The organism is Stutzerimonas sp. VN223-3 (assembly GCF_045999685.1).
Lineage (GTDB): Bacteria > Pseudomonadota > Gammaproteobacteria > Pseudomonadales > Pseudomonadaceae > Stutzerimonas > Stutzerimonas stutzeri_AR.
The window spans coordinates 949,646-969,817 of sequence record NZ_RBEC01000001.1; the positions used below are offsets into that span (position 1 = coordinate 949,646).

General features: G+C 58.5%; 16 protein-coding genes, 1 tRNA gene and 1 pseudogene. 16 read left to right on the forward strand and 2 right to left on the reverse strand.

Going from position 1 to position 20,172, the window contains the following annotated elements; genetic code table 11:
• Positions 1–75 precede the first annotated feature (75 nt).
• From leuB to D7241_RS04490, 12 genes and pseudogenes are all read left to right on the forward strand, one after another.
• Entirely contained in the window at positions 76–1,158 is a 1,083-nt protein-coding gene (gene leuB / locus D7241_RS04435; protein WP_408100465.1) for a 3-isopropylmalate dehydrogenase, read from the forward strand.
• A 184-nt stretch (positions 1,159–1,342) separates the two neighbouring features.
• The gene (gene asd / locus D7241_RS04440) at positions 1,343–2,455 is read left to right on the forward strand and encodes an aspartate-semialdehyde dehydrogenase (protein WP_255981946.1); all 1,113 of its coding nucleotides are present in this window, start codon (positions 1,343–1,345) and stop codon (positions 2,453–2,455) included.
• A 194-nt stretch (positions 2,456–2,649) separates the two neighbouring features.
• Positions 2,650–2,739 (forward strand): annotated as a pseudogene (locus D7241_RS04445) (aspartate-semialdehyde dehydrogenase); the annotation flags it as partial.
• A gap of 150 nt (positions 2,740–2,889) precedes the next feature.
• A complete protein-coding gene (locus tag D7241_RS04450; RefSeq protein WP_408100466.1) occupies positions 2,890–5,625 on the forward strand; it encodes a FimV/HubP family polar landmark protein in 2,736 nt (911 codons plus the stop codon).
• Between the two features lie 2 nt (positions 5,626–5,627).
• On the forward strand, positions 5,628–6,497 hold the full coding sequence (truA, locus tag D7241_RS04455; RefSeq protein WP_408100467.1) for a tRNA pseudouridine(38-40) synthase TruA: 870 nt from the start codon (positions 5,628–5,630) through the stop codon (positions 6,495–6,497).
• A gap of 113 nt (positions 6,498–6,610) precedes the next feature.
• Entirely contained in the window at positions 6,611–7,234 is a 624-nt protein-coding gene (locus D7241_RS04460; protein ID WP_408100468.1) for a phosphoribosylanthranilate isomerase, read from the forward strand.
• Positions 7,235–7,451: 217 nt separating this feature from the next.
• On the forward strand, positions 7,452–8,345 hold the full coding sequence (accD, locus tag D7241_RS04465) for an acetyl-CoA carboxylase, carboxyltransferase subunit beta (protein WP_408100469.1): 894 nt from the start codon (positions 7,452–7,454) through the stop codon (positions 8,343–8,345).
• The gene (folC, locus tag D7241_RS04470; protein WP_408100470.1) at positions 8,342–9,646 is read left to right on the forward strand and encodes a bifunctional tetrahydrofolate synthase/dihydrofolate synthase; all 1,305 of its coding nucleotides are present in this window, start codon (positions 8,342–8,344) and stop codon (positions 9,644–9,646) included. Before accD ends, folC begins: the two co-directional genes overlap by 4 nt.
• Entirely contained in the window at positions 9,621–10,259 is a 639-nt protein-coding gene (locus tag D7241_RS04475) for an SPOR domain-containing protein (RefSeq protein WP_408100471.1), read from the forward strand. The genes folC and D7241_RS04475 overlap by 26 nt, the downstream gene beginning before the upstream one ends.
• A gap of 153 nt (positions 10,260–10,412) precedes the next feature.
• Positions 10,413–10,925 carry a CvpA family protein gene (locus tag D7241_RS04480; RefSeq protein WP_255981931.1) on the forward strand — a complete coding sequence of 171 codons (513 nt, stop codon included), beginning with the start codon at positions 10,413–10,415 and terminating at the stop codon, positions 10,923–10,925.
• An 87-nt stretch (positions 10,926–11,012) separates the two neighbouring features.
• Positions 11,013–12,518 (forward strand): amidophosphoribosyltransferase, encoded by a 1,506-nt coding sequence (gene purF, locus D7241_RS04485; RefSeq protein ID WP_255981929.1) that lies wholly within the window; start codon positions 11,013–11,015, stop codon positions 12,516–12,518.
• A gap of 47 nt (positions 12,519–12,565) precedes the next feature.
• A complete protein-coding gene (locus D7241_RS04490) occupies positions 12,566–13,777 on the forward strand; it encodes an O-succinylhomoserine sulfhydrylase (RefSeq protein WP_255981927.1) in 1,212 nt (403 codons plus the stop codon).
• Between the two features lie 37 nt (positions 13,778–13,814).
• Here the strand turns inward: D7241_RS04490 and gspD are convergent, their stop codons facing one another.
• A complete protein-coding gene (gene gspD / locus D7241_RS04495; protein WP_408100472.1) occupies positions 13,815–16,085 on the reverse strand; it encodes a type II secretion system secretin GspD in 2,271 nt (756 codons plus the stop codon).
• Positions 16,085–16,672 carry a type II secretion system protein N gene (locus tag D7241_RS04500; RefSeq protein WP_408100473.1) on the reverse strand — a complete coding sequence of 196 codons (588 nt, stop codon included), beginning with the start codon at positions 16,670–16,672 and terminating at the stop codon, positions 16,085–16,087. Before D7241_RS04500 ends, gspD begins: the two co-directional genes overlap by 1 nt.
• A gap of 382 nt (positions 16,673–17,054) precedes the next feature.
• On the opposite strand from D7241_RS04500, the gene D7241_RS04505 reads away from it, so the two are divergent.
• The 4 genes from D7241_RS04505 to D7241_RS04520 all read left to right on the forward strand — a co-directional run bounded on the left by D7241_RS04505 (position 17,055) and on the right by D7241_RS04520 (position 20,077).
• Positions 17,055–17,131 (forward strand) — tRNA-Asp (locus tag D7241_RS04505).
• Positions 17,132–17,444: 313 nt separating this feature from the next.
• Positions 17,445–18,884, forward strand: a complete 1,440-nt coding sequence (locus D7241_RS04510; RefSeq protein ID WP_255981921.1) for a cytochrome ubiquinol oxidase subunit I — start codon at positions 17,445–17,447, stop codon at positions 18,882–18,884.
• A gap of 2 nt (positions 18,885–18,886) precedes the next feature.
• Positions 18,887–19,894, forward strand: a complete 1,008-nt coding sequence (gene cydB / locus D7241_RS04515; protein WP_408100474.1) for a cytochrome d ubiquinol oxidase subunit II — start codon at positions 18,887–18,889, stop codon at positions 19,892–19,894.
• A gap of 24 nt (positions 19,895–19,918) precedes the next feature.
• A complete protein-coding gene (locus tag D7241_RS04520) occupies positions 19,919–20,077 on the forward strand; it encodes a DUF2474 domain-containing protein (protein ID WP_255981917.1) in 159 nt (52 codons plus the stop codon).
• The last annotated feature ends 95 nt before the right edge of the window (positions 20,078–20,172 follow it).

Consider the following 20,172-nt stretch of genomic DNA (forward strand, 5'->3'; position numbering starts at 1 on the left):
TAAATGGCAAACGATGGGCTGGAGCGGAACATGCCCGGCCCACTCTTACGGCGTATCAATTTCAAGGAACAGCAAATGTCTAAACAGATTCTGGTATTGCCCGGCGACGGTATCGGCCCGGAAATCATGGCCGAGGCGGTCAAGGTGCTGACGCTGGCCAACGACAAGTTTCAACTCGACTTCCAGCTCAACTACGACGAGCTAGGTGGCGCTGCGGTCGATAAGTACGGCGTGCCGCTGGCCGACGAAACCCTGTCACGTGCCCGCGCGGCCGACGCCATCCTGCTCGGTGCGGTCGGTGGCCCTAAGTGGGATACGATCGATCCGGCGATCCGCCCCGAGCGTGGCTTGCTGAAGATCCGCTCGCAGCTGGGCCTGTTCGGCAATCTGCGTCCTGCTCTGCTTTATCCGCAGTTGGCCGAGGCCTCCAGTTTGAAGCCGGAGATTGTTGCCGGCCTGGATATCCTGATCGTTCGCGAGCTGACTGGCGGTATCTATTTCGGCCAGCCGCGCGAGAGCAAGGTGCTGGAAAATGGAGAACGCATGGCCTATGACACTCTACCGTACAGCGAGAGCGAAATCCGCCGAATCGCCAAGGTCGGTTTTGACATGGCACGCGTCCGCGGTAAGAAGCTCTGCTCGGTGGACAAGGCCAACGTGCTGGCGTCCAGCCAATTGTGGCGTGCTGTGGTGGAGGAGGTCGGCAAGGATTATCCGGACGTCGAACTCAGCCACATGTATGTCGATAATGCGGCGATGCAGCTGGTGCGTGCGCCGAAGCAGTTCGATGTGATCGTCACAGACAACATGTTCGGTGACATCCTGTCGGACGAGGCTTCCATGTTGACCGGTTCGATTGGCATGCTGCCGTCCGCTTCCCTTGATTCGAACAACAAGGGTATGTTCGAGCCGTGCCATGGTTCAGCGCCGGATATCGCTGGCAAAGGCATTGCGAATCCGCTGGCAACCATTCTCTCTGTGTCGATGATGTTGCGTTACAGCTTCAACCAGGTTGCGGCTGCGGATGCAATCGAGCAAGCGGTCAGCGACGTGCTCGACCAGGGGCTGCGCACTGGCGATATCTGGTCCAACGGCTGTCAGAAGGTCAATACCCAGGCGATGGGCGACGCAGTAGTCGCGGCGCTCGCGAAGTTGTAATCTCTCGGGTCCCATTGCACCGCCCGTTGATAGAGCTTGCGGGCGACGGCTAGGCGGTAACGCCAAGCGATGGCGGGGCGCGTTGTTCAGCACAGGCTAGATATAGTGCCCTCGCTTTCCACCCGAAAGCACAGTCTGTTACGGCCTGCCAGATGGGCCACTTTATATATAGGTGTTGTTTGCGATGAAACGTGTAGGTCTGATCGGTTGGCGCGGTATGGTAGGTTCCGTGCTTATGCAGCGGATGCTGGAGGAGCGGGACTTCGACCTGATCGAGCCAGTGTTCTTTACCACTTCCAACGTAGGCGGTCAGGGGCCTTCCATTGGCAAAGATACTGCGCCGCTGAAGGACGCCTACAGTATCGAGGAGCTGAAAACCCTCGACGTGATTCTTACTTGCCAGGGCGGCGACTACACCAGCGAAGTATTCCCCAAGCTGCGCGAAGCGGGCTGGAATGGCTACTGGATCGACGCGGCGTCAACCCTGCGCATGCATGACGATGCGGTCATCGTGCTGGATCCGGTCAACCGCAAGGTGATCGATCACCAGCTGGACGCCGGCACCCGCAACTACATCGGCGGTAACTGCACCGTCAGCCTAATGCTGATGGGGCTTGGCGGCTTGTTTGAGAACGGCCTGGTCGAGTGGATGAGCGCCATGACTTATCAGGCTGCATCAGGTGCCGGCGCACAGAACATGCGTGAGCTGATCAAGCAAATGGGCAGCATTAATGCCTCGGTTGCGGATGAGCTTGCCAATCCGGCCAGCGCCATTCTTGAAATTGATCGCAAGGTCGCCGAGTGTCAGCGCTCAGAAGCATTTCCGGTGGACAATTTTGGCGTTCCGCTGGCCGGTAGCCTGATTCCGTACATCGATAAGGAACTGCCGAATGGGCAGAGCCGTGAGGAGTGGAAGGCGCAGGCGGAAACCAACAAGATTCTGGGCCGTTTCAAAAGCCCCATCCCGGTAGATGGCATCTGCGTGCGGATCGGCGCGATGCGCTGTCACAGCCAGGCGTTGACTATCAAGCTGAACAAGGATGTGCCGATCTCGGACATCGAAGGCATGATCAGTCAGCACAACCCCTGGGTGAAGCTCGTTCCGAATCATCGTGACGCGAGCATGCAGGAGCTCAGTCCCACCTCGGTAACCGGTACCTTGAGTGTTCCGGTTGGCCGTCTGCGCAAGCTCAATATGGGTTCGCATTACCTGGGCGCTTTCACCGTTGGTGATCAGCTGCTTTGGGGAGCGGCCGAGCCGCTGCGCCGCATGCTGCGGATCCTTCTGGAGCGATAAGCCAGAATGGGCTAACAAAAAAGCGCCCCGGCTGTGCCGCGGCGCTTTTTTTATGCGAAAGGGTGTCCTTCTTCCTATCTGCCGCCGCAATGAGACCAGCGGACAGTAACCCTAACGCTGAAAGCAGATCCAATCACGCAGAGCGTCCTGGATGCTGGCGGTCGCATTGCGGCCTGCCTGCTGTACGCGAACACAATTTGTGGATTGTGTCTGATAACGTACCAAAAGGCGCGGCGCTCAATGCCGTGCGGTCTGGTGAGTTGTTGATAAAACACTATCTGTAAAAGATACTTACCGGAAATTCGAAGAACTATTCTAGCTAACAACGCTGTTTAGGCTTATCGCTGACGGGGAGCCGCCACTAGGCGGGCGCAGGCAGTGACTATAAGACCCTCTCGACGATCCGAGAAAAGTTAAAACAAGGGATTTACATAATGGTTCGGGTTCGCAATCTGGTACTGGCAATCGCGGCTGCTACCGCGCTGACTTCCGAAATGGCTTATGCGCTGGGGCTGGGGGAGGTCACGCTGAAGTCGGCGCTTAACCAACCGCTGGTCGCTGAAATCGAACTGCTGGATGCGAAAACGTTGGCCCCGGGTGAGGTGGTTCCGGTTCTAGCTTCTGCCGAGGATTTCAATCGGGCTGGAGTTGATCGCCAATATTTTCTGACGGACCTGACCTTTACCCCTGTTTTGCGTCCTGACGGCAAGAGCGTCATTCGAATTTCATCGACAAAACCGGTTCGCGAACCCTATCTGAATTTCCTCGTCGAAGTTCTCTGGCCGAGTGGCCGTCTTCTGCGCGAATACACCTTGCTGCTGGACCCACCGCTTTATTCTCCGGAAATCGCTGCTGCCGTCGCGCCCCAGCTGCCGATTGCCGCTCCCGTTTCTCGCCCGAGCTCGGCGTCGCGAGCGACAACCCGATCTGCACCTCTGAGCGCTCCCGCTAGTACCTCTTCGCTGCAGGGTGATCAGTACAAGGTCACCCCGAATGACACGCTTTGGGAAGTCGCCGAGCGCGCGCGTCAGGGCGGAACCGTGCATCAGACCATGCTGGCCATTCAAGACCTGAATCCAGACGCTTTCATTGGCGGCAACATTAATCGAATGAAGAACGGGCAGGTGCTTCGGCTGCCCAGCGCCGAGCAAATTGGCAGCCGCTCGCAGGCGGAAGCGATTCAGCAAGTTGCGCAACAGAACGCCAGCTGGCGCCAGGGCGCGGGTTCGGTTGCTGCAGGTACTCGTCAGCTCGACGCCACTCAGCGTAGCTCGGCCGGGGCTGCACCATCTCGCAGCGAGCAGGGCGATAATCTGCGACTGGTTGCACCGGAAACAGGCACTTCCACGACGGGCAGCGATAGCGGTACCGGCGAAGACACCAAAGCTCTGCGCGACAGGCTCGCCACTACCGAGGAAAGCCTCGATTCAAGCCGGCGTGAGAATCTGGATCTCAACGATCGCCTCAGCGATCTCCAAGGCCAACTGGACAAGCTGCAACGTTTAATGCAGCTCAAAGACGATCAGCTTGCCAAACTACAGGCCCAGCTGGCGACCGGAGCAGAGCCAGGGACTGATGCGGCGGTATCGGTAAATCCTCCGGTCGATCCAAGCGCTGCTGTTGCGCCAGAATCCGGCGAGCCCGCACCTGAGGCAAATGCCGAGCCCGGAATTGTCCCTGAAACCTCGGCGCCCCAAGCGCCTCAGAAACAGCCAGTAGCGACCTCTGAGTCTGCCGAACAGGCGCCCGCTGCCGCACCGGCTACAGCTGCTGAAGAGCCGAAGGAAGATAGCTACGTCGACGAACTGATGGCCAATCCTGTTCTGCTCGGCGTGCTGGGCGGTAGTGCTCTATTGCTACTGCTTGTCGGCTTGATGGCGTTGTCTCGTCGTAATGCCATGAAAGAGGCTGAACTGCAGGAAAGCCTGTTAGCCGATAGCGCACCGGACAATCTCTACGTAGCTGAGCGGGGGCTCGATTCATCTGATATCGAAGCGGCCGATCAGGGCGCTGCGGTAGATTTCGACAACAGTTCCTCCGACTCGCTTGCTGGCGCCAGCAACGACCCGCTTGCCGAAGCCGATATTTACATCGCCTATGGTCGTTTCAACCAGGCTGTTGATCTTCTGCAAAATGCGCTGAACGATGAGCCGCAGCGCAGCGATTTGCGTCTGAAGTTGATGGAGGTTTACGCTGAACTCGGTGATCGCGATGGTTTCGCGCGGCAAGAGGCGGAGCTTCGTGACATCGGAGGCGCTTCGGCCGGTATCGACCAGATGAAGAACAGATACCCTGCGATGGTTGCCGCAGCCGCTACTGGCACCGCAGCAGTCGCCGCAAGTGATGAGGGTTTCGACAGTTTCAGCCTGGATGATCTCGAGCTCGACGAGCCTGCCCCTACCTCCGTTGCAGAGCAAGGCACCGACGAAGCCTTCGATCTTAATTTTGACGATCTTGAACTGGACGAGGGCCTGTCGGAGACTGCAGTCGCGCCGACTAGCGACGCCGCTCCAGAACTAGATGAACTCAGCTTTGACGAACTTGGTCTTGATGCAGCGACGCAAGAGCAAGCCATGGATGATTTCTCTTTCGATGTGGAAAAATCGTCGAAGCCGAATGATGTATCCCTTGAGGATGAGCTCGCAGGCTTCTCGCTTGATCTCGATGATGATCAGCCGGCAACACCGGCTAATGAAGAGTTGATGCTGAGTCTCGATGACGCACCGTCAGCACCTGCGTCGCTCGAGCCTGCCGCAGATGAGTTCGATTTCGAACTTTCCGATTCGGCACAGCCCGCTGACATGCCGGATGAGTTCGACCTGTCGCTAGGTGACGAGCCCGCCGAAGAAGCGACGCCGGATACTTTCACCTCCGAACTGAATGAGGTCGAAGCTGAGCTGGACGACCTGTCGAATGATTTGGGAGAGCCGCTCGACCAGCCTGAGGTAGCCTCGGCTCCTGCGCCTGTTGAGTCGGGATCGGAGTCGCTTGACGATGATTTCGATTTCTTCTCCGATACAGACGAAACCACTACCAAGCTGGACCTCGCTCGCGCCTACATCGATATGGGTGATGCTGAAGGTGCGCGCGATATCCTCGATGAGGTCATGAGCGAAGGTAGCGACAATCAGCAGCAAGAGGCGCGCGAGATGCTCGCCAAACTAGCCTGACCATGATCGAAGCAGTACCTGAAGCGGCAGCCACATCGGCTGCCGCTGACGTTTTCAGAATTGCTCTTGGCGTCGAATATAAAGGTTCGCGGTATCGGGGTTTTCAGCGCCAGCGCGATGGTGTGCCGTCTATCCAGCTATCGCTGGAAAACGCATTAAGCAAGGTTGCCGGCGGCCATCCGGTAGTGCTGAGTTGTGCTGGGCGTACGGACGCTCTTGTTCACGCCTGCGCCCAGGTCGTGCACTTCGATACGCCAGTGACACGTTCCATGCACGCCTGGGTAATGGGCGCGAACATGAACTTGCCAGGTGACATTAGCGTGGCTTGGGCCAAGGAAATGCCCAAGCGTTTCGATGCACGTTTCAGCGCCATGGCACGTCGTTATCGCTATGTCATCTACAACGACCAGATTCGACCGGCGCACCTCGCCGAAGAGGTGACCTGGAACCATCGTCCGCTGGATGTCGCGCGCATGCGCGAAGCGGCCCGAGCATTCGTGGGTACACACGACTTCAGTGCCTTCCGGGCGCGTCAATGCCAGGCGAAATCGCCAATCAAAACCATTCATCACCTGGAGTTGCTCGAGTACGGCCGGCTTATCGTGATCGATGTTCGTGCCAACGCTTTTTTACATCATATGGTGCGTAACTTTGCCGGTGTGCTGATGACCATTGGCGCGGGCGAGCGTCCTGTGGAATGGGCGCGAGAAGTACTCGAATCGCGAATACGGCGAACCGGTGGGGTCACTGCGCATCCCTACGGTCTGTATCTCGTTCAGGTGGATTACCCCGAGGAGTTCGAATTGCCTGAACGCTATCTCGGGCCGCACTTTCTGTCGGGCTTGCCGGACGTGCGAACGTATCCGAGATAGCTGGGATTGTCGGAAGCGTTCATGAAAAGCGGAGTCGCTCTTAGCGCGAAGCAGGTTGCAGCCTGTGGCGCTTTTGTTACCATCCGAGGTCTTTTTATCGCAGGTAGCTGCCGTTGGCCATCGTCCGTAGCAAGATATGTGGAATCACCAGCGTTGAGGACGCGCTTGTTGCTGCCGAAGCGGGAGCCGATGCGATTGGCCTGGTGTTCTATGCCAAGAGCCCGCGAGCGGTAAGTATTCAACAGGCGCGCGCGATCATTGCCGCGCTACCTCCTTTTGTTACCACGGTTGGCTTGTTCGTCAACGCGTCGCGCTGCGAACTCAACGAAACGCTCGATGCGGTATCGCTGGATATGTTGCAATTTCACGGGGATGAAACACCTGCCGACTGTGAAGGCTTCCACCGGCCTTGGTACAAGGCGCTTCGGGTCAGGGCTGGTGATGACATTCGCGGCCAGACGGCTCGCTATGCGGGCGCCAGCGCGGTTCTGCTAGACACCTTTGTTTCTGGCATTCCAGGCGGGACAGGGGTTGTGTTTGATTGGTCCCTGATTCCTGCTGATCTACCCAAGCCTCTTATCCTTGCTGGCGGGCTTACCCCGCAGAATGTGCAACAGGCCATTGCCCAGGTGCGACCATTCGCGGTCGACGTCAGTGGTGGGGTAGAGCTGCGCAAAGGCGTCAAGAATGCTGAGAGCGTACGTGAATTTGTTCGGCGGGTTAGAGCGGCAATGTGACGAACCAAGGGTCCTTGCCGTCCAGTTACCATTCGCTGGATTGGCGAGCCCGCAGTCGATCTCGACATTGAATAGGGATCGAGTTCAGCGGTAGGGCCCTCCGGTCCATCGCCAACGTGACGCAGTGAGCTCCGATTGGAGACCGGTCGCAACGATAAATTTGCCTAGTGCGTGCAGTCGATACGTGCGGGACTGAAAAGCTGTGGAGAACAAAAGCATGAGCAACTGGCTGGTAGACAAGCTGATCCCTTCGATCATGCGCTCGGAAACGCAGAAAAGCTCAGTGCCTGAAGGCTTATGGCACAAGTGTCCATCATGCGAGGCGGTGCTGTATCGCCCAGAGCTGGAAAAAACGCTGGATGTCTGCCCCAAGTGCCAGCATCACATGCGTATCGATGCGCGTACGCGCCTAGATATATTTCTCGATAAAGAGGGACGCGAGGAACTCGGTTCCGATCTGGAGCCTGTCGACCGTCTGAAGTTTCGTGATAGCAAGAAATACAAGGATCGCCTCTCCGCTGCCCAGAAGCAGACCGGTGAAAAGGACGCCCTGATCGCTATGCGCGGAACGCTGTCTAGCATGCCGGTCGTAGCCTGTGCGTTCGAGTTCTCCTTCATGGGCGGCTCCATGGGAGCGATCGTTGGCGAGCGCTTCGTTCGTGCGGCGAATGCAGCGCTCGAGCAGCGATGCCCATTGGTCTGCTTCGCTGCCTCCGGCGGCGCACGGATGCAGGAAGCCCTGATCTCGCTAATGCAAATGGCCAAGACCTCCGCAGTATTAGCCCGTATGCGTGAAGAGGGACTGCCATTCATTTCTGTGCTTACCGACCCGGTTTACGGCGGCGTATCGGCTAGTCTGGCAATGCTCGGCGACGTCATCGTTGCAGAGCCTAAGGCGCTGATCGGCTTTGCCGGGCCGCGAGTCATCGAGCAGACAGTTCGCGAGAAACTGCCGGAAGGGTTCCAGCGCAGCGAATTCCTCCTTGATCACGGTGCCATTGATCTAATCATCCCGCGCGCCGAACTGCGTGCTCGTCTATCCCGTCTCCTCGCTCAGATGCAACAGCTGCCGACACCGGCCGAACCTGCATTGGTGACGGCTGGCGCATGATCCAGCGGAGTCTGCAGGATTGGCTCGATTACCTCGAGCGGCTGCACCCTACCGCCATCGATATGGGCCTTGACCGTTGCCGTGAGGTAGCGACGAGGCTCGGGCTGACGCGTCCGGCTCCGCAAGTCGTCACTGTTACCGGTACTAATGGCAAGGGCTCGACCTGCGCCTTCATCGCCCAAATGTTGGCAGGGCAAGACAAGAAGGTCGGCGTTTACAGCTCACCGCATCTGCTGCGTTACAACGAACGTGTGCGTATCAACGGTGCCGATGCCAGCGACACAGCACTGTGCGAAGCATTTGAAGCGGTTGAGCGCGCGCGCGGCTCCGTTTCTCTGACCTATTTCGAAATGGGTACGCTGGCCGCTTTTTGGCTTTTTGAACGCGGGGTGCTAGATGCCGTGGTTCTGGAGGTCGGGCTCGGTGGCCGCCTCGACGCGGTAAACCTGGTTGATGCCGACGTGGCGGTCGTCACCAATATCGGGCTGGATCATGCCGAATGGCTGGGGAACACACGCGAAAGCGTTGCGCTCGAGAAAGCAGGGATATTCCGTTGCGCAAAGCCTGCCGTATGCGGTGATCCTGCCCCGCCAGAATCATTGCTTGAAAGCGCCGCCCGGTCCGCTGTGCCGTTGCTGGTGCGCGGGCGTGATTTCGATCTGGTAAGGGAAGCGGGGTGCTGGCATTGGCGTGGTCAGGATGGCGCAGGCAACCTGCTGGAGCTGCGAAATCTGCCGATACTTGCGCTGCCGCTGGAAAATGCAGCTTTGGCGTTGCAGGCGTTTGCGTTGCTTGAGCCTTCTTGGCAGCCGGAGCGGCTGACTGAATCGCTACAGAATGCACGCGTTACCGGACGCCTGGACCGTCGAGCGATCCGTTGGCAAGGCCGCGACCTGTCGATACTGCTCGATGTTGGACACAACCCACACGCGGCTGCTTACTTGGCCCAGCAGCTCCAGGCGCAGCCAAAACGCGGACGGCGGCTTGCGGTTTTCGGTCTGCTGGCCGACAAGGATCTGGCCGGCGTGATCGATGCGTTGATGCCTGTTGTCGACAGCTGGGCCGTTGCGCCCCTCGCGTCATCTCGCTCTCGTCCCGCTGCCGAGCTAAGTGAGACATTGATGGAACGAGGCGCCTCCGTCAGTATCTACCCAGGTGTGTCTCAGGCGCTCGAAGGGCAGTGCGATCAGGCCTCCGAGAAAGACGAGATTCTACTGTTCGGATCTTTTTATTGCGTGGCTGAGGCGCTGGACTGGCTCGATCGGCACGCAGCGAATGGAGGGCAAAGCATTGGTGGATAAAGGATTGCTGCAACGTATCGTCGGTGCGTTGGTGCTGGTTGCGCTGGCGGTGATATTCGTGCCGATGCTGTTCAATCGTGAAGACGATGGCCGTCAGGTCGCTGTGGATGCGCCGGAGATGCCAGAGGCGCCTGCTACGCCTGTGATCGAGACGCAACCCGTTGAGGTGCCGGAACCGGAAGCCGAGCCTTTCCCGGAAGAGTTCGAGATCGTCGAAGAGGGACCGACAGCCGAATCGAAAGTGCCGGCAGCTCCCATCAGTCAGGTTCCGGTGCCTTCCACGGAGACGGAACCGACACCAGCCGAGCCTGAGTCAGCGACCACTCAAACGCCGGCAGCTCCAGCGGAAGAGCCGCGGCTGGATACGGCCAATCTACCGGTCAGCTGGTCGGTGCAGTTGGCCAGCCTGTCGAGTCGCGAGAACGCCGATAAGCTGCAGAAGACGCTTCGCTCCCAAGGCTACAACGCCTATATACGTACGGCAGACGGGATGAATCGCGTATTCGTCGGGCCGCTTGTCGAGCGGGCGGAAGCCAATCGCTTGCGTGATCAGCTGCAGCGTCAGCAGAAGCTCGACGGTTTCGTCGTGCGCTTCAAACCTGAGCAGGGCTGAAGCCTGGATTGAGAGTCATCTGCTGCAGGCGGAACCGCTGGAGCTGGGCTTTGCAGTGTCAGTGTTCCGGCCAGCAGAAGGGGGATCGCGGCGCTTACTCCTTGGCAGGTGCTCTGCTAAAATACGCCGCCTTTCTTCTTTGTGGGAAACCCCGTGACGTTCACCTGGGTCGATTGGGCGTTTATCGCCGTTGTGGTCATCTCCAGCCTGATCAGTTTGAAACGCGGTTTCGTCAAGGAAGCGCTTTCTCTGCTCACCTGGATCATCGCTGGTGTGGTTGCCTGGATGTTCGGTGGCGCGCTTTCTCACCATCTCGCCGAGTTTATTAGCACTCCGTCCTTTCAGATCATCGCGGCATGCGCGATTCTGTTCGTGGTGACGCTGCTCGTAGGCGCGCTGGTCAACTTTCTTATAGGGGAACTGGTTCGGGTTACCGGCCTGTCCGGTACGGATCGCTTTCTTGGAATGGTCTTCGGTGCAGCTCGAGGCGGGCTGCTGATCGTGGTGCTGGTTGGCTTGCTCAGCCTTGCACCTGTGCAGCAGGATCCTTGGTGGCGTGAGTCAACTTTGCTGCCACATTTCTTGTTGGTCGCTGATTGGTCGAAGAATCTGATACTTGGGTTTGGGAGCCAATGGGTAGCTGGCTCGCTCGATGCTTCCGGCTGAGACGAGCATTTTTACAACGAGCGTGCCGTGGGCTTTCGAGCCGGTGTCACGTCCGGATCAGTCTGTAACAACTGAGAGGTTCCTTGCATGTGTGGCATTGTCGGCATCGTCGGTAAGTCGAACGTCAACCAGGCGTTGTATGACGCACTTACCGTACTGCAACACCGTGGGCAGGATGCAGCCGGAATCGTGACCAGTGACGGTGGCAAGCTGTTTCTTCGCAAGGACAATGGGCTGGTTCGCGATGTCTTCCAGCAGCGTCATATGCAGCGCCTGGTTGGCAACATGGGCATCGGGCACGTCCGTTATCCCACCGCCGGCAGCTCTAGCTCAGCGGAGGCGCAGCCGTTTTATGTCAACTCGCCTTATGGCATTACGCTGGCGCATAACGGCAATCTGACCAACGTCGATCAGCTGACCAAGGAAATCTACGAATCCGACCTTCGGCATGTGAACACCAATTCCGACTCGGAAGTGCTACTCAACGTATTTGCCCACGAGCTGGCCGTGCGCGGCAAGCTGCAGCCCACCGAGGAGGACGTCTTCGCTGCAGTGGCCAAGGTGCACGAGCGCTGTGTCGGTGGTTACGCGGTGGTGGCGATGGTGACCGGTTATGGCATTGTCGGCTTCCGCGATCCCCACGCCATTCGCCCGATCGTGTTCGGTCAACGCCACACTGACCAGGGCGTCGAATACATGATCGCCTCCGAAAGCGTCGCGCTGGACGTGCTGGGCTTCTCACTGATCCGTGATCTGGCGCCAGGCGAGGCGGTTTACATTACGTCGGACGGCAAGCTGCATACCCGTCAGTGCGCGCCGAACCCTCACTATGCGCCCTGCATCTTCGAGCATGTCTACCTGGCGCGCTCGGACTCCCTGATGGATGGCGTTTCGGTATACAAGGCGCGCCTACGGATGGGTGAGAAGCTGGCCGACAAGATTCTTCGCGAGCGCCCCGATCACGATATTGATGTGGTGATTCCTATCCCCGACACCAGCCGCACTGCAGCTTTGGAGCTGGCCAATCGCCTGGGCGTGAAATTCCGCGAAGGCTTCGTCAAGAATCGCTATATCGGCCGTACCTTCATCATGCCGGGCCAAGCTGCACGCAAGAAGTCGGTGCGGCAGAAGCTCAATGCCATCGATCTGGAGTTCCGCGGCAAAAACGTCATGTTGGTAGACGACTCCATCGTGCGGGGCACCACCTGCAAACAGATCATCCAGATGGCCCGCGAAGCGGGAGCGAAGAACGTCTATTTCTGTTCCGCCGCGCCTGCCGTTCGTTTCCCGAACGTTTACGGGATCGACATGCCCAGCGCCCACGAGCTGATTGCGCATAACCGTAGCACTGAAGAAGTCGCTGAGCTGATTGGCGCCGACTGGCTGATCTATCAAGATCTGGCTGATCTGATCGACGCGGTCGGTGGCGGCAAGGTGAAAATCGAGAACTTCGATTGCGCAGTATTCGACGGCAAATATGTCACCGGCGACATCGACGAGGTTTACTTGCACAAGATCGAGCAGGCGCGTAATGACCTGAGCAAGACCCAGGTCAATATGGGTAGCGCCATTATCGACCTCTATAACAACTGATCGACAAAATGGCGGCGATGCCGCCTCGGTTCAGGGTGGAAACGACTATGACAATCGACTGGGACGCTGGCCGGCTGGACAGTGATCTGTCTGGCGCACGCATGGATACGCTGGCCGTTCGTGCCGGCCAACATCGCTCTCCCGAAGGCGAGCACGGTGAACCGCTGTTCTTTACCTCCAGCTACGTTTTTCGTAGCGCCGCCGATGCCGCTGCGCGTTTTGCTGGCGAAGTGCCGGGAAATGTCTATTCGCGTTATACCAACCCGACTGTACGCGCGTTCGAGGAGCGCATCGCCGCCATGGAAGGGGCCGAGCAGGCCGTGGCGACCGCGTCCGGCATGGCTGCGATCCTGGCGACGGTGATGAGCCTGTGTTCCGCTGGCGATCATGTGCTGGTTTCGCGTAGCGTCTTCGGCGCGACGGTTTCGTTGTTTGAGAAATACCTCAAGCGCTTCGGACTCGAGGTCGATTACGTGCCGCTCACGGATGTGGGCGTCTGGGAGCCGGCTTTCAAGACCAACACCAAGCTGGTTTTCGTTGAGTCTCCTTCGAACCCTCTGGCTGAGCTGGTAGATATCGAGGCGCTGGCCAAGCTTTGTCACGCCAAGGGCGCCATGCTGGCGGTGGATAACTGCTTCTGTACGCCGGTATTGCAGCAGCCTTTGTCGCTCGGGGCCGATATTGTCATCCATTCCGCGACCAAGTACATCGATGGGCAGGGGCGCTGCTTGGGTGGTGTGGTTGCTGGGCGCGCCGAGCAGATGAAAGAAGTGGTGGGCTTTTTGCGCACGGCTGGCCCGACATTAAGCCCTTTCAATGCGTGGGTATTCCTCAAGGGCTTGGAAACCCTGCGGCTGCGTATGCAGGCCCATTGCGCCAGCGCTCAGGTGCTCGCCGAGTGGCTCGAGCAGCAACCGGGTGTGGAGAAGGTGTATTACGCCGGTTTGCCAAGCCACCCGCAACATGCTTTGGCCAAGCGCCAGCAGAAAGGCTTCGGTGCGGTATTGAGTTTCGAGGTGGCGGGGGGCAAGGAGGGCGCGTGGCGTTTCATCGACGCGACCCGGTTGATTTCCATCACCGCCAATCTGGGTGACAGCAAGACCACCATCACCCATCCGGGATCGACCACGCATGGCCGGCTTTCCGCCGAAGACCGCGCGACCGCTGGGATTCGCGACAGCCTGATCCGTGTGGCGGTGGGTCTGGAAGACGTGGCTGACTTGAAGGTCGATCTGGCTCGCGGGTTGGCGGCGCTCTGATGCGAGTGCGGCCCGCAAGGGCTGCATTGACCGTCCATCAATCGCTGGCAGGTTCGAAATTCACCACGAAGCCATCCAGGCGCTGTTCTTCAGATAGTTGCTCGCGGAGCCGATTGGCTTCCTGGCGCTGATCTACCGGCCCGACGAAGACGCGATGCGTACGTCCTGTCGTTCTGATGTAAGCATCAAATCCTTCAGCGAGCAGCTTTTCCCGTAGCGCCGTCGCGCTATTGCGGTTTTGCAGGCTTGCCAGCTGTATGGACCAGCCCGAACGCACCGACGACTGTTCCTGGAGTTGGGGCTGCGGCGTAAAGGTCTCCGGTGCTCGTTGCGTCGCCGGTGCGCTAGGCACAGCGCTGCGTTGCGCCGGCTCGTTGGAACGAAGATCGATTGCCGGGGCAGGTTGCCCCTGGCCATCGAACAGCCGCTCAGGCGTGGCGGGCAGAATGCTCGGGCTGTCCGAATCGGTCTCGATGATCCGGATGTCGCTGTATTTCTTGCCGGACAGCGCCGCCAGCCCCGCGCGATCGCGGACGACCGTTGGCCGCAAAAATACCATCAGGTTGCGCTTGACGTGAGTTTCCTGAGTGGAACGAAACAGCGCGCCTAGGAATGGGATGTCCCCAAGCAGCGGGACCTTAGAATCGGTGAGGGTTACATCATCCTGAATGAGACCGCCAAGCACGATTACCTGACCGTCCTCGGCAAGAATGGTGCTTTTGATCGAACGCTTGTTCGTCACCAAGTCCACGGCCTGGGCCGAAATTGATGCCGACGGCGCAATCGAAGAGATTTCCTGCTCGATTTCCAGGCGCAGCGTAGCGCCGTCGTTGATGTGCGGCACCACCTTCAGTGTCACACCCACGTCCTCTCGCTCGATGGTGGTAAACGGATTGTTTGCACCAGCTGAGTCCGTCGTATAACTACCGGTCTGAAAGGGCACGTTCTGCCCGACGAGAATCTCGGCCTCCTGATTGTCCAGCGTCAGCAGACTAGGTGTGGAGAGCAGATTGCTCTTACTGTTGGCTGACAGCGCAGTGATCAACGCACCGAAACTGCGCGTGCCCAAACCAATAATCGCGCCGTCGGGAAGGTCGCTAGGGATCTCGCCCTCATCGATCGCGTTGAGCACGCTGCCGATCGATATCCCGGTATTGCCGAAGCTGACACCGCCGACGCCGCCTGTGCTGCCACGGGCGTCTACCGCCCACTGAACGCCGAGCGCGTCGGTGATATCGCCGGATACCTCGACGATGGCCGCTTCGACCATGACCTGCGCGCGCGGGACGTCGAGCTGTCGAACAATCGACTCCAATGTGCCGATCAGCTCGGGCTCGGCGAGCATCACCAGCGCGTTGAGGCTTTCGTCGGCGCGAATCAGGATATCCTGTGGCCTTCCACCTTGAGCTTCGCCGTCAGTAGGCGTGGCGAGCCCCTCCGAAATATCGCCGAGCATCTCTGCCAGCGCTTTTGCGTCGTTGTGGCGCAGGCGGATGACCCGTGTATTTGCGGATCGGGTGCTGGGCGTGTCGAGCGTTTTCGCCAGGTTGGCGAGCTTCTGCCGCGCTTGTTCCGGGCCGGTGAAAATGAGGCGATTGGTGCGTGAATCGGCGATGATCTGAGCGCCGGCGGTGTCTCTGGCTTCGCCGCGAGCCAGCGTGTTGCGAAGCACCTCGGCGATATCCACGGCCCAGCCATACTGCAGGTCCACCACACTGTGGTCGCCGGTTTGGGCGCGGTCGAGTTGACGAACCAAATCCTCGATGCGTGCAATATTCGCGCTGCGGTCGCTGATGATCAGCGCGTTGGCAGAGGCGACCGCGGCGAGGTGGCCGTATTGCGGAACCAGTGGTCGAATCAGTGGAATCAACTCGGTGGCAGATGTGTGTTGGACTTGAATGACCCGGGTTTCCAGCAAGTCGCCGCCGGTCGGCCCGCCGCCAGCTTCCGATTTCGCTTCGGCGTTTGGCACAATTCGTGCGACCTCGCCTTGGGTGAGGACACTGTAGCCGTGAGTCGCCATTACTGAAAGAAATAGCTGATAGACCTCGGACAATGAGAGCGTGGTCGACGACACCACGCTGACCTGCCCTTTTACTCGTGGGTCGACGATGAACGTCTGGCCGGTCAATTGGCTGATTTGATCGACGAAGGCACGGATATCCGCGTCCTTGAGATTGATCGTCCAGCCGTCCTGTTGAGTTTCGCTCGGCTCTATTCCCGGATCAGCTGCCAGCAGCGGCAGGGGAGCGGCGAGCAGGCCGGCAGCGAGTAGCGCAATGAGCGGGCGGGAGGAAAAAGGCAGCATCAGTCAGTCGTCTCTTCCGTGGGCGGTTCATTGGAGGGCATATTCTCTGGCGGGTTATTTGACCCTTCCATCTGTTGGCGAAGCGCTTCCATCTGTTGTTGCAGCATTTCCGCCTGCGGGTCGAGTTGATCCATTTGTGCAGGTTCACTGTAGTCCGGCAGGTTATCGGGCACGGCAGTAACGGAGCGGGTGCTTGGAAAATACAGGCTTTCGATCTGGCCGCCGCGCTGTATTTCTACCCTGTCTGGATGAACGCTGTGCAGAGCCACGCCCGACTCCAGTTGCTCATCAATCCGATAGAGCCGCGGCTGTCCGCTCAGCTGGATGATTGCCGTGGAGCGAGCAGGATCGGCATGAACGAAGCTTCCGAGCAAGGTTAGATCAGAACTCGTTGTACTGGGTGCATAGCCTTGGCTGGCTGGTGTTCCGAACAAGCTTTCCATGCGCTGTAAATCGGGTGCGACGCCAGCGGGTTGGCTGCTGTCAGCGGCGATTGTAGGCGGCGCCTGGGTAAGTTGCAGCCACCCACTAATCTGGCCAGCTAGGTAGAGGCCGAAGAGCACAACGATAGCCGCACTGGCGATCATCGGCGCGTGCTGACGGGCTTTGTGCACTGCTGCGAGGGAAGCCAAGCTAGGTGCTCCATGAAGCTGAATGATGATGAGCTGATTGTTTGGTTCAACTGTAGTTCGAGGTGTTCGCTCCATCCAGACCGAGCCATGACAAAGAAGCACTTTAGTATGCCAATGCAACTGACTGTTTTTCAGGCAAAAGGTGCCCGGCAGGCGATGAATCCTGAGCGTGCTTGCAAGTGGCCGTTATTTCTACAGAAAATAACGCTATGGCTGTTGACTTGATTCTGTTGGGTGCGTAAATTGCGCGCCTCGCAAGGCAATCAGCCTGTTGTATCAACGGTTGACTACTGCTTCACCGCAGGCCTTGCGAATCGGACGAAAGTCCGGCCGACGCGCAGCGGTAGTTCAGTCGGTTAGAATACCGGCCTGTCACGCCGGGGGTCGCGGGTTCGAGTCCCGTCCGCTGCGCCACATTCGCTTCTGGTTCATCTGAACGACTGGAAGCCTCGTTAAAAGCGGCCATATGGCCGCTTTTTTCGTTTTTATTCCCCCGCTTCTGCCGTTTGCTTCTGCATTCCTACGCGCCGGTAATTGCTTTTCCAATGCAATCGATGATTGCGTTGGGGCCGGAACCACCCGGCGAGCCCACTCTTTTCATCCGTTCTACGCTATCTGCGTCAATCTGTTACGGGGCGCAGAGCGCACCCTTGTGGTTTCCTGCTGTCTGTAATACGTGATGACATCAATAAGCCAGGGGCAAGCGGCTACTGACGAGGGGTTGTTAATGTTCGGTTTGGAAGCTCTCGAGCTTGCGCGGATCCAGTTCGCTTTCACCATCTCCTTTCACATCATATTTCCGGCGATAACCATCGGGCTGGCCAGCTTCCTCGCCGTGTTGGAAGGGTTGTGGTTGAAGACCAAGCGCCAGGTGTACCGCGATCTCTACCATTTCTGGCTGAAGATTTTCGCCGTCAACTTCGGTATGGGCGTGGTTTCCGGCATCGTCATGGCTTACCAGTTCGGCACCAACTGGAGCGCCTTTTCCGAATTTGCGGGCAGCGTGACCGGACCGTTGCTGGCGTACGAGGTGCTTACTGCATTTTTTCTCGAGGCCGGTTTTCTCGGGGTCATGCTGTTCGGCTGGAACCGTGTAGGACCGGGGCTACACTTCTTTTCTACCTTGATGGTGGCGGTCGGCACGCTGATTTCCACCTTCTGGATTCTCGCCTCGAACAGCTGGATGCATACACCTCAGGGCCATGAGATCATTGATGGCATCGTGGTCCCGGTGGACTGGTTCGCCATCGTCTTCAACCCCTCGTTTCCTTATCGTCTGACGCACATGGCGATTGCCGCGTTCCTGGCCACGGCATTCATAGTGGGTGCTTCCGCAGCTTGGCACTTGCTTCGCGGAAAGGACAATCCGGCGATCCGCAAGATGCTGTCGATGGCTATGTGGATGGCACTGCTTGTTGCACCAATCCAAGCGATGGTTGGCGACTTCCATGGCCTTAACACACTGGAACATCAGCCCGCGAAAATCGCTGCGATGGAAGGGCATTGGGATAATTCATCGGGCGAGCCGACGCCTTTGGTGCTGTTTGGTTGGCCGGACATGGAGCGTGAAGAGACGCGCTTCAAGGTAGAAATCCCCTATCTGGGTAGCCTGATTCTTAAACACAGCCTGACCGAGCCGATTCCGGCGCTCAAGGATTTCCCTCCGGAAGATCGGCCTAACTCGACCATCGTATTCTGGACGTTCCGGGTTATGGTCGCGCTGGGCTTCTTAATGATTTTCACGGGTTTGTGGAGCCTCTGGCTGCGGCGCAGCGGCCGTCTGTACGCATCACGGCCTTTCCTGCGGCTGGCGCTGTGCATGGGGCCTTCGGGAATTATTGCGATCCTGGCGGGCTGGTTCACCACCGAAATCGGCCGCCAGCCCTGGGTGATCTATGGGGTGATGCGCACCTCGGACGCCGTCTCGAATCATGGCGCCGGACAACTCGGTCTGACGCTTGCGATGTTCGTGCTGATTTACTTTGCAGTCTTCGGCATCGGTTTCGTCTATGTGCTGCGCCTGATTGCCAAGGGGCCGGTCATCAACGAGGGCAACGAGAAAGGGGCCGGTGGGCCGGGTGAAAAGCGCACCCCGATGCGACCGCTTTCCGCCGCCGACGAGGCGATTCCCCACGACCATGGCGACCAATTGGGCGAGAGGAACTGAATATGGGCATCGATCTTTCGCTGATTTGGGCCGTCATCATCATCTTCGGCATCATGATGTACGTCGTAATGGATGGCTTCGACTTAGGTATTGGCATTCTTTTCCCGTTCCTGGCCGATACCTCTGAGCGCGACGTGGCGATGAATACCGTGGCACCGATCTGGGACGGCAACGAAACATGGCTGGTGCTCGGTGGTGCCGGGCTATTCGCCGCGTTTCCGCTGGCCTACTCGGTGGTGCTTTCGGCATTGTATCTGCCGATCATCTTCATGCTCATGGGGCTGATTTTTCGCGGCGTTGCCTTTGAGTTCCGCTTTAAGTCGAGCGCGGCGCGCCAGCATATCTGGGATAAAGCGTTCGTCGGCGGCTCGCTGGCGGCGACGTTCTTTCAGGGTGTCGCGCTGGGGGCCTTCATCGACGGCTTCCCAGTGGCCGACCGCGCCTACGCCGGAGGTCCGTTGGATTGGTTGACACCGTTCTCGGTGTTTTGCGGCCTGGCTTTGATCGCCGCCTACGCGTTACTGGGCTGCACCTGGCTGATCATGAAAACCGCTGGCGATCTACAGAAGCGCATGCACGATATCGGCATACCGCTGGTATGGACGGTCCTCGCCGTGACCGGCATCGTCAGCATATGGACACCGCTGACGCACCCGGACATTGCCGAGCGCTGGTTTAGCATGCCGAACCTGATCCTCTTTATGCCGGTGCCAATCCTCGTGCTGCTGTGCACCTTCGGGTTGCTGCGATCGATCGCGCGCTACGCCCATTACTCGCCGTTTCTGTTTACCCTGGCGTTGATTTTTCTGGGCTACAGCGGCCTGGGTATCAGCCTCTGGCCGAACATTATCCCGCCGTCGGTGAGTATCTGGGATGCTGCCGCGCCACCACAGAGCCAAGGCTTCACCCTGGTTGGTGCGCTGCTGATCATTCCGCTTATTCTGATGTACACCGCATGGAGCTATTACGTGTTCCGCGGCAAGGTCAGCGCCGACGATGGCTACCACTGAGTCTGTCTCTTCACGGAGCCTTGCATGCAAAACAAGCACGAAAGTAGCGCGCCTGGACCGAAGCCGTTATGGAAGCGAATGACCTGGCTGGTGCTGATCTGGTCCGCCAGCGTGCTTGCGCTTGGTGTGGTCGCCTGGCTGTTGCGCCAGTTTATGACTGCCGCTGGTCTGTCGACGCCTTGAGCCTCACTCGTGGATGGCTTCAGCGCGATTGCAATGTGCGAGGGTTCATATTTTGTTCATAGGCCTGCGTTAACTTGCCTGGCATGGACTTTGTT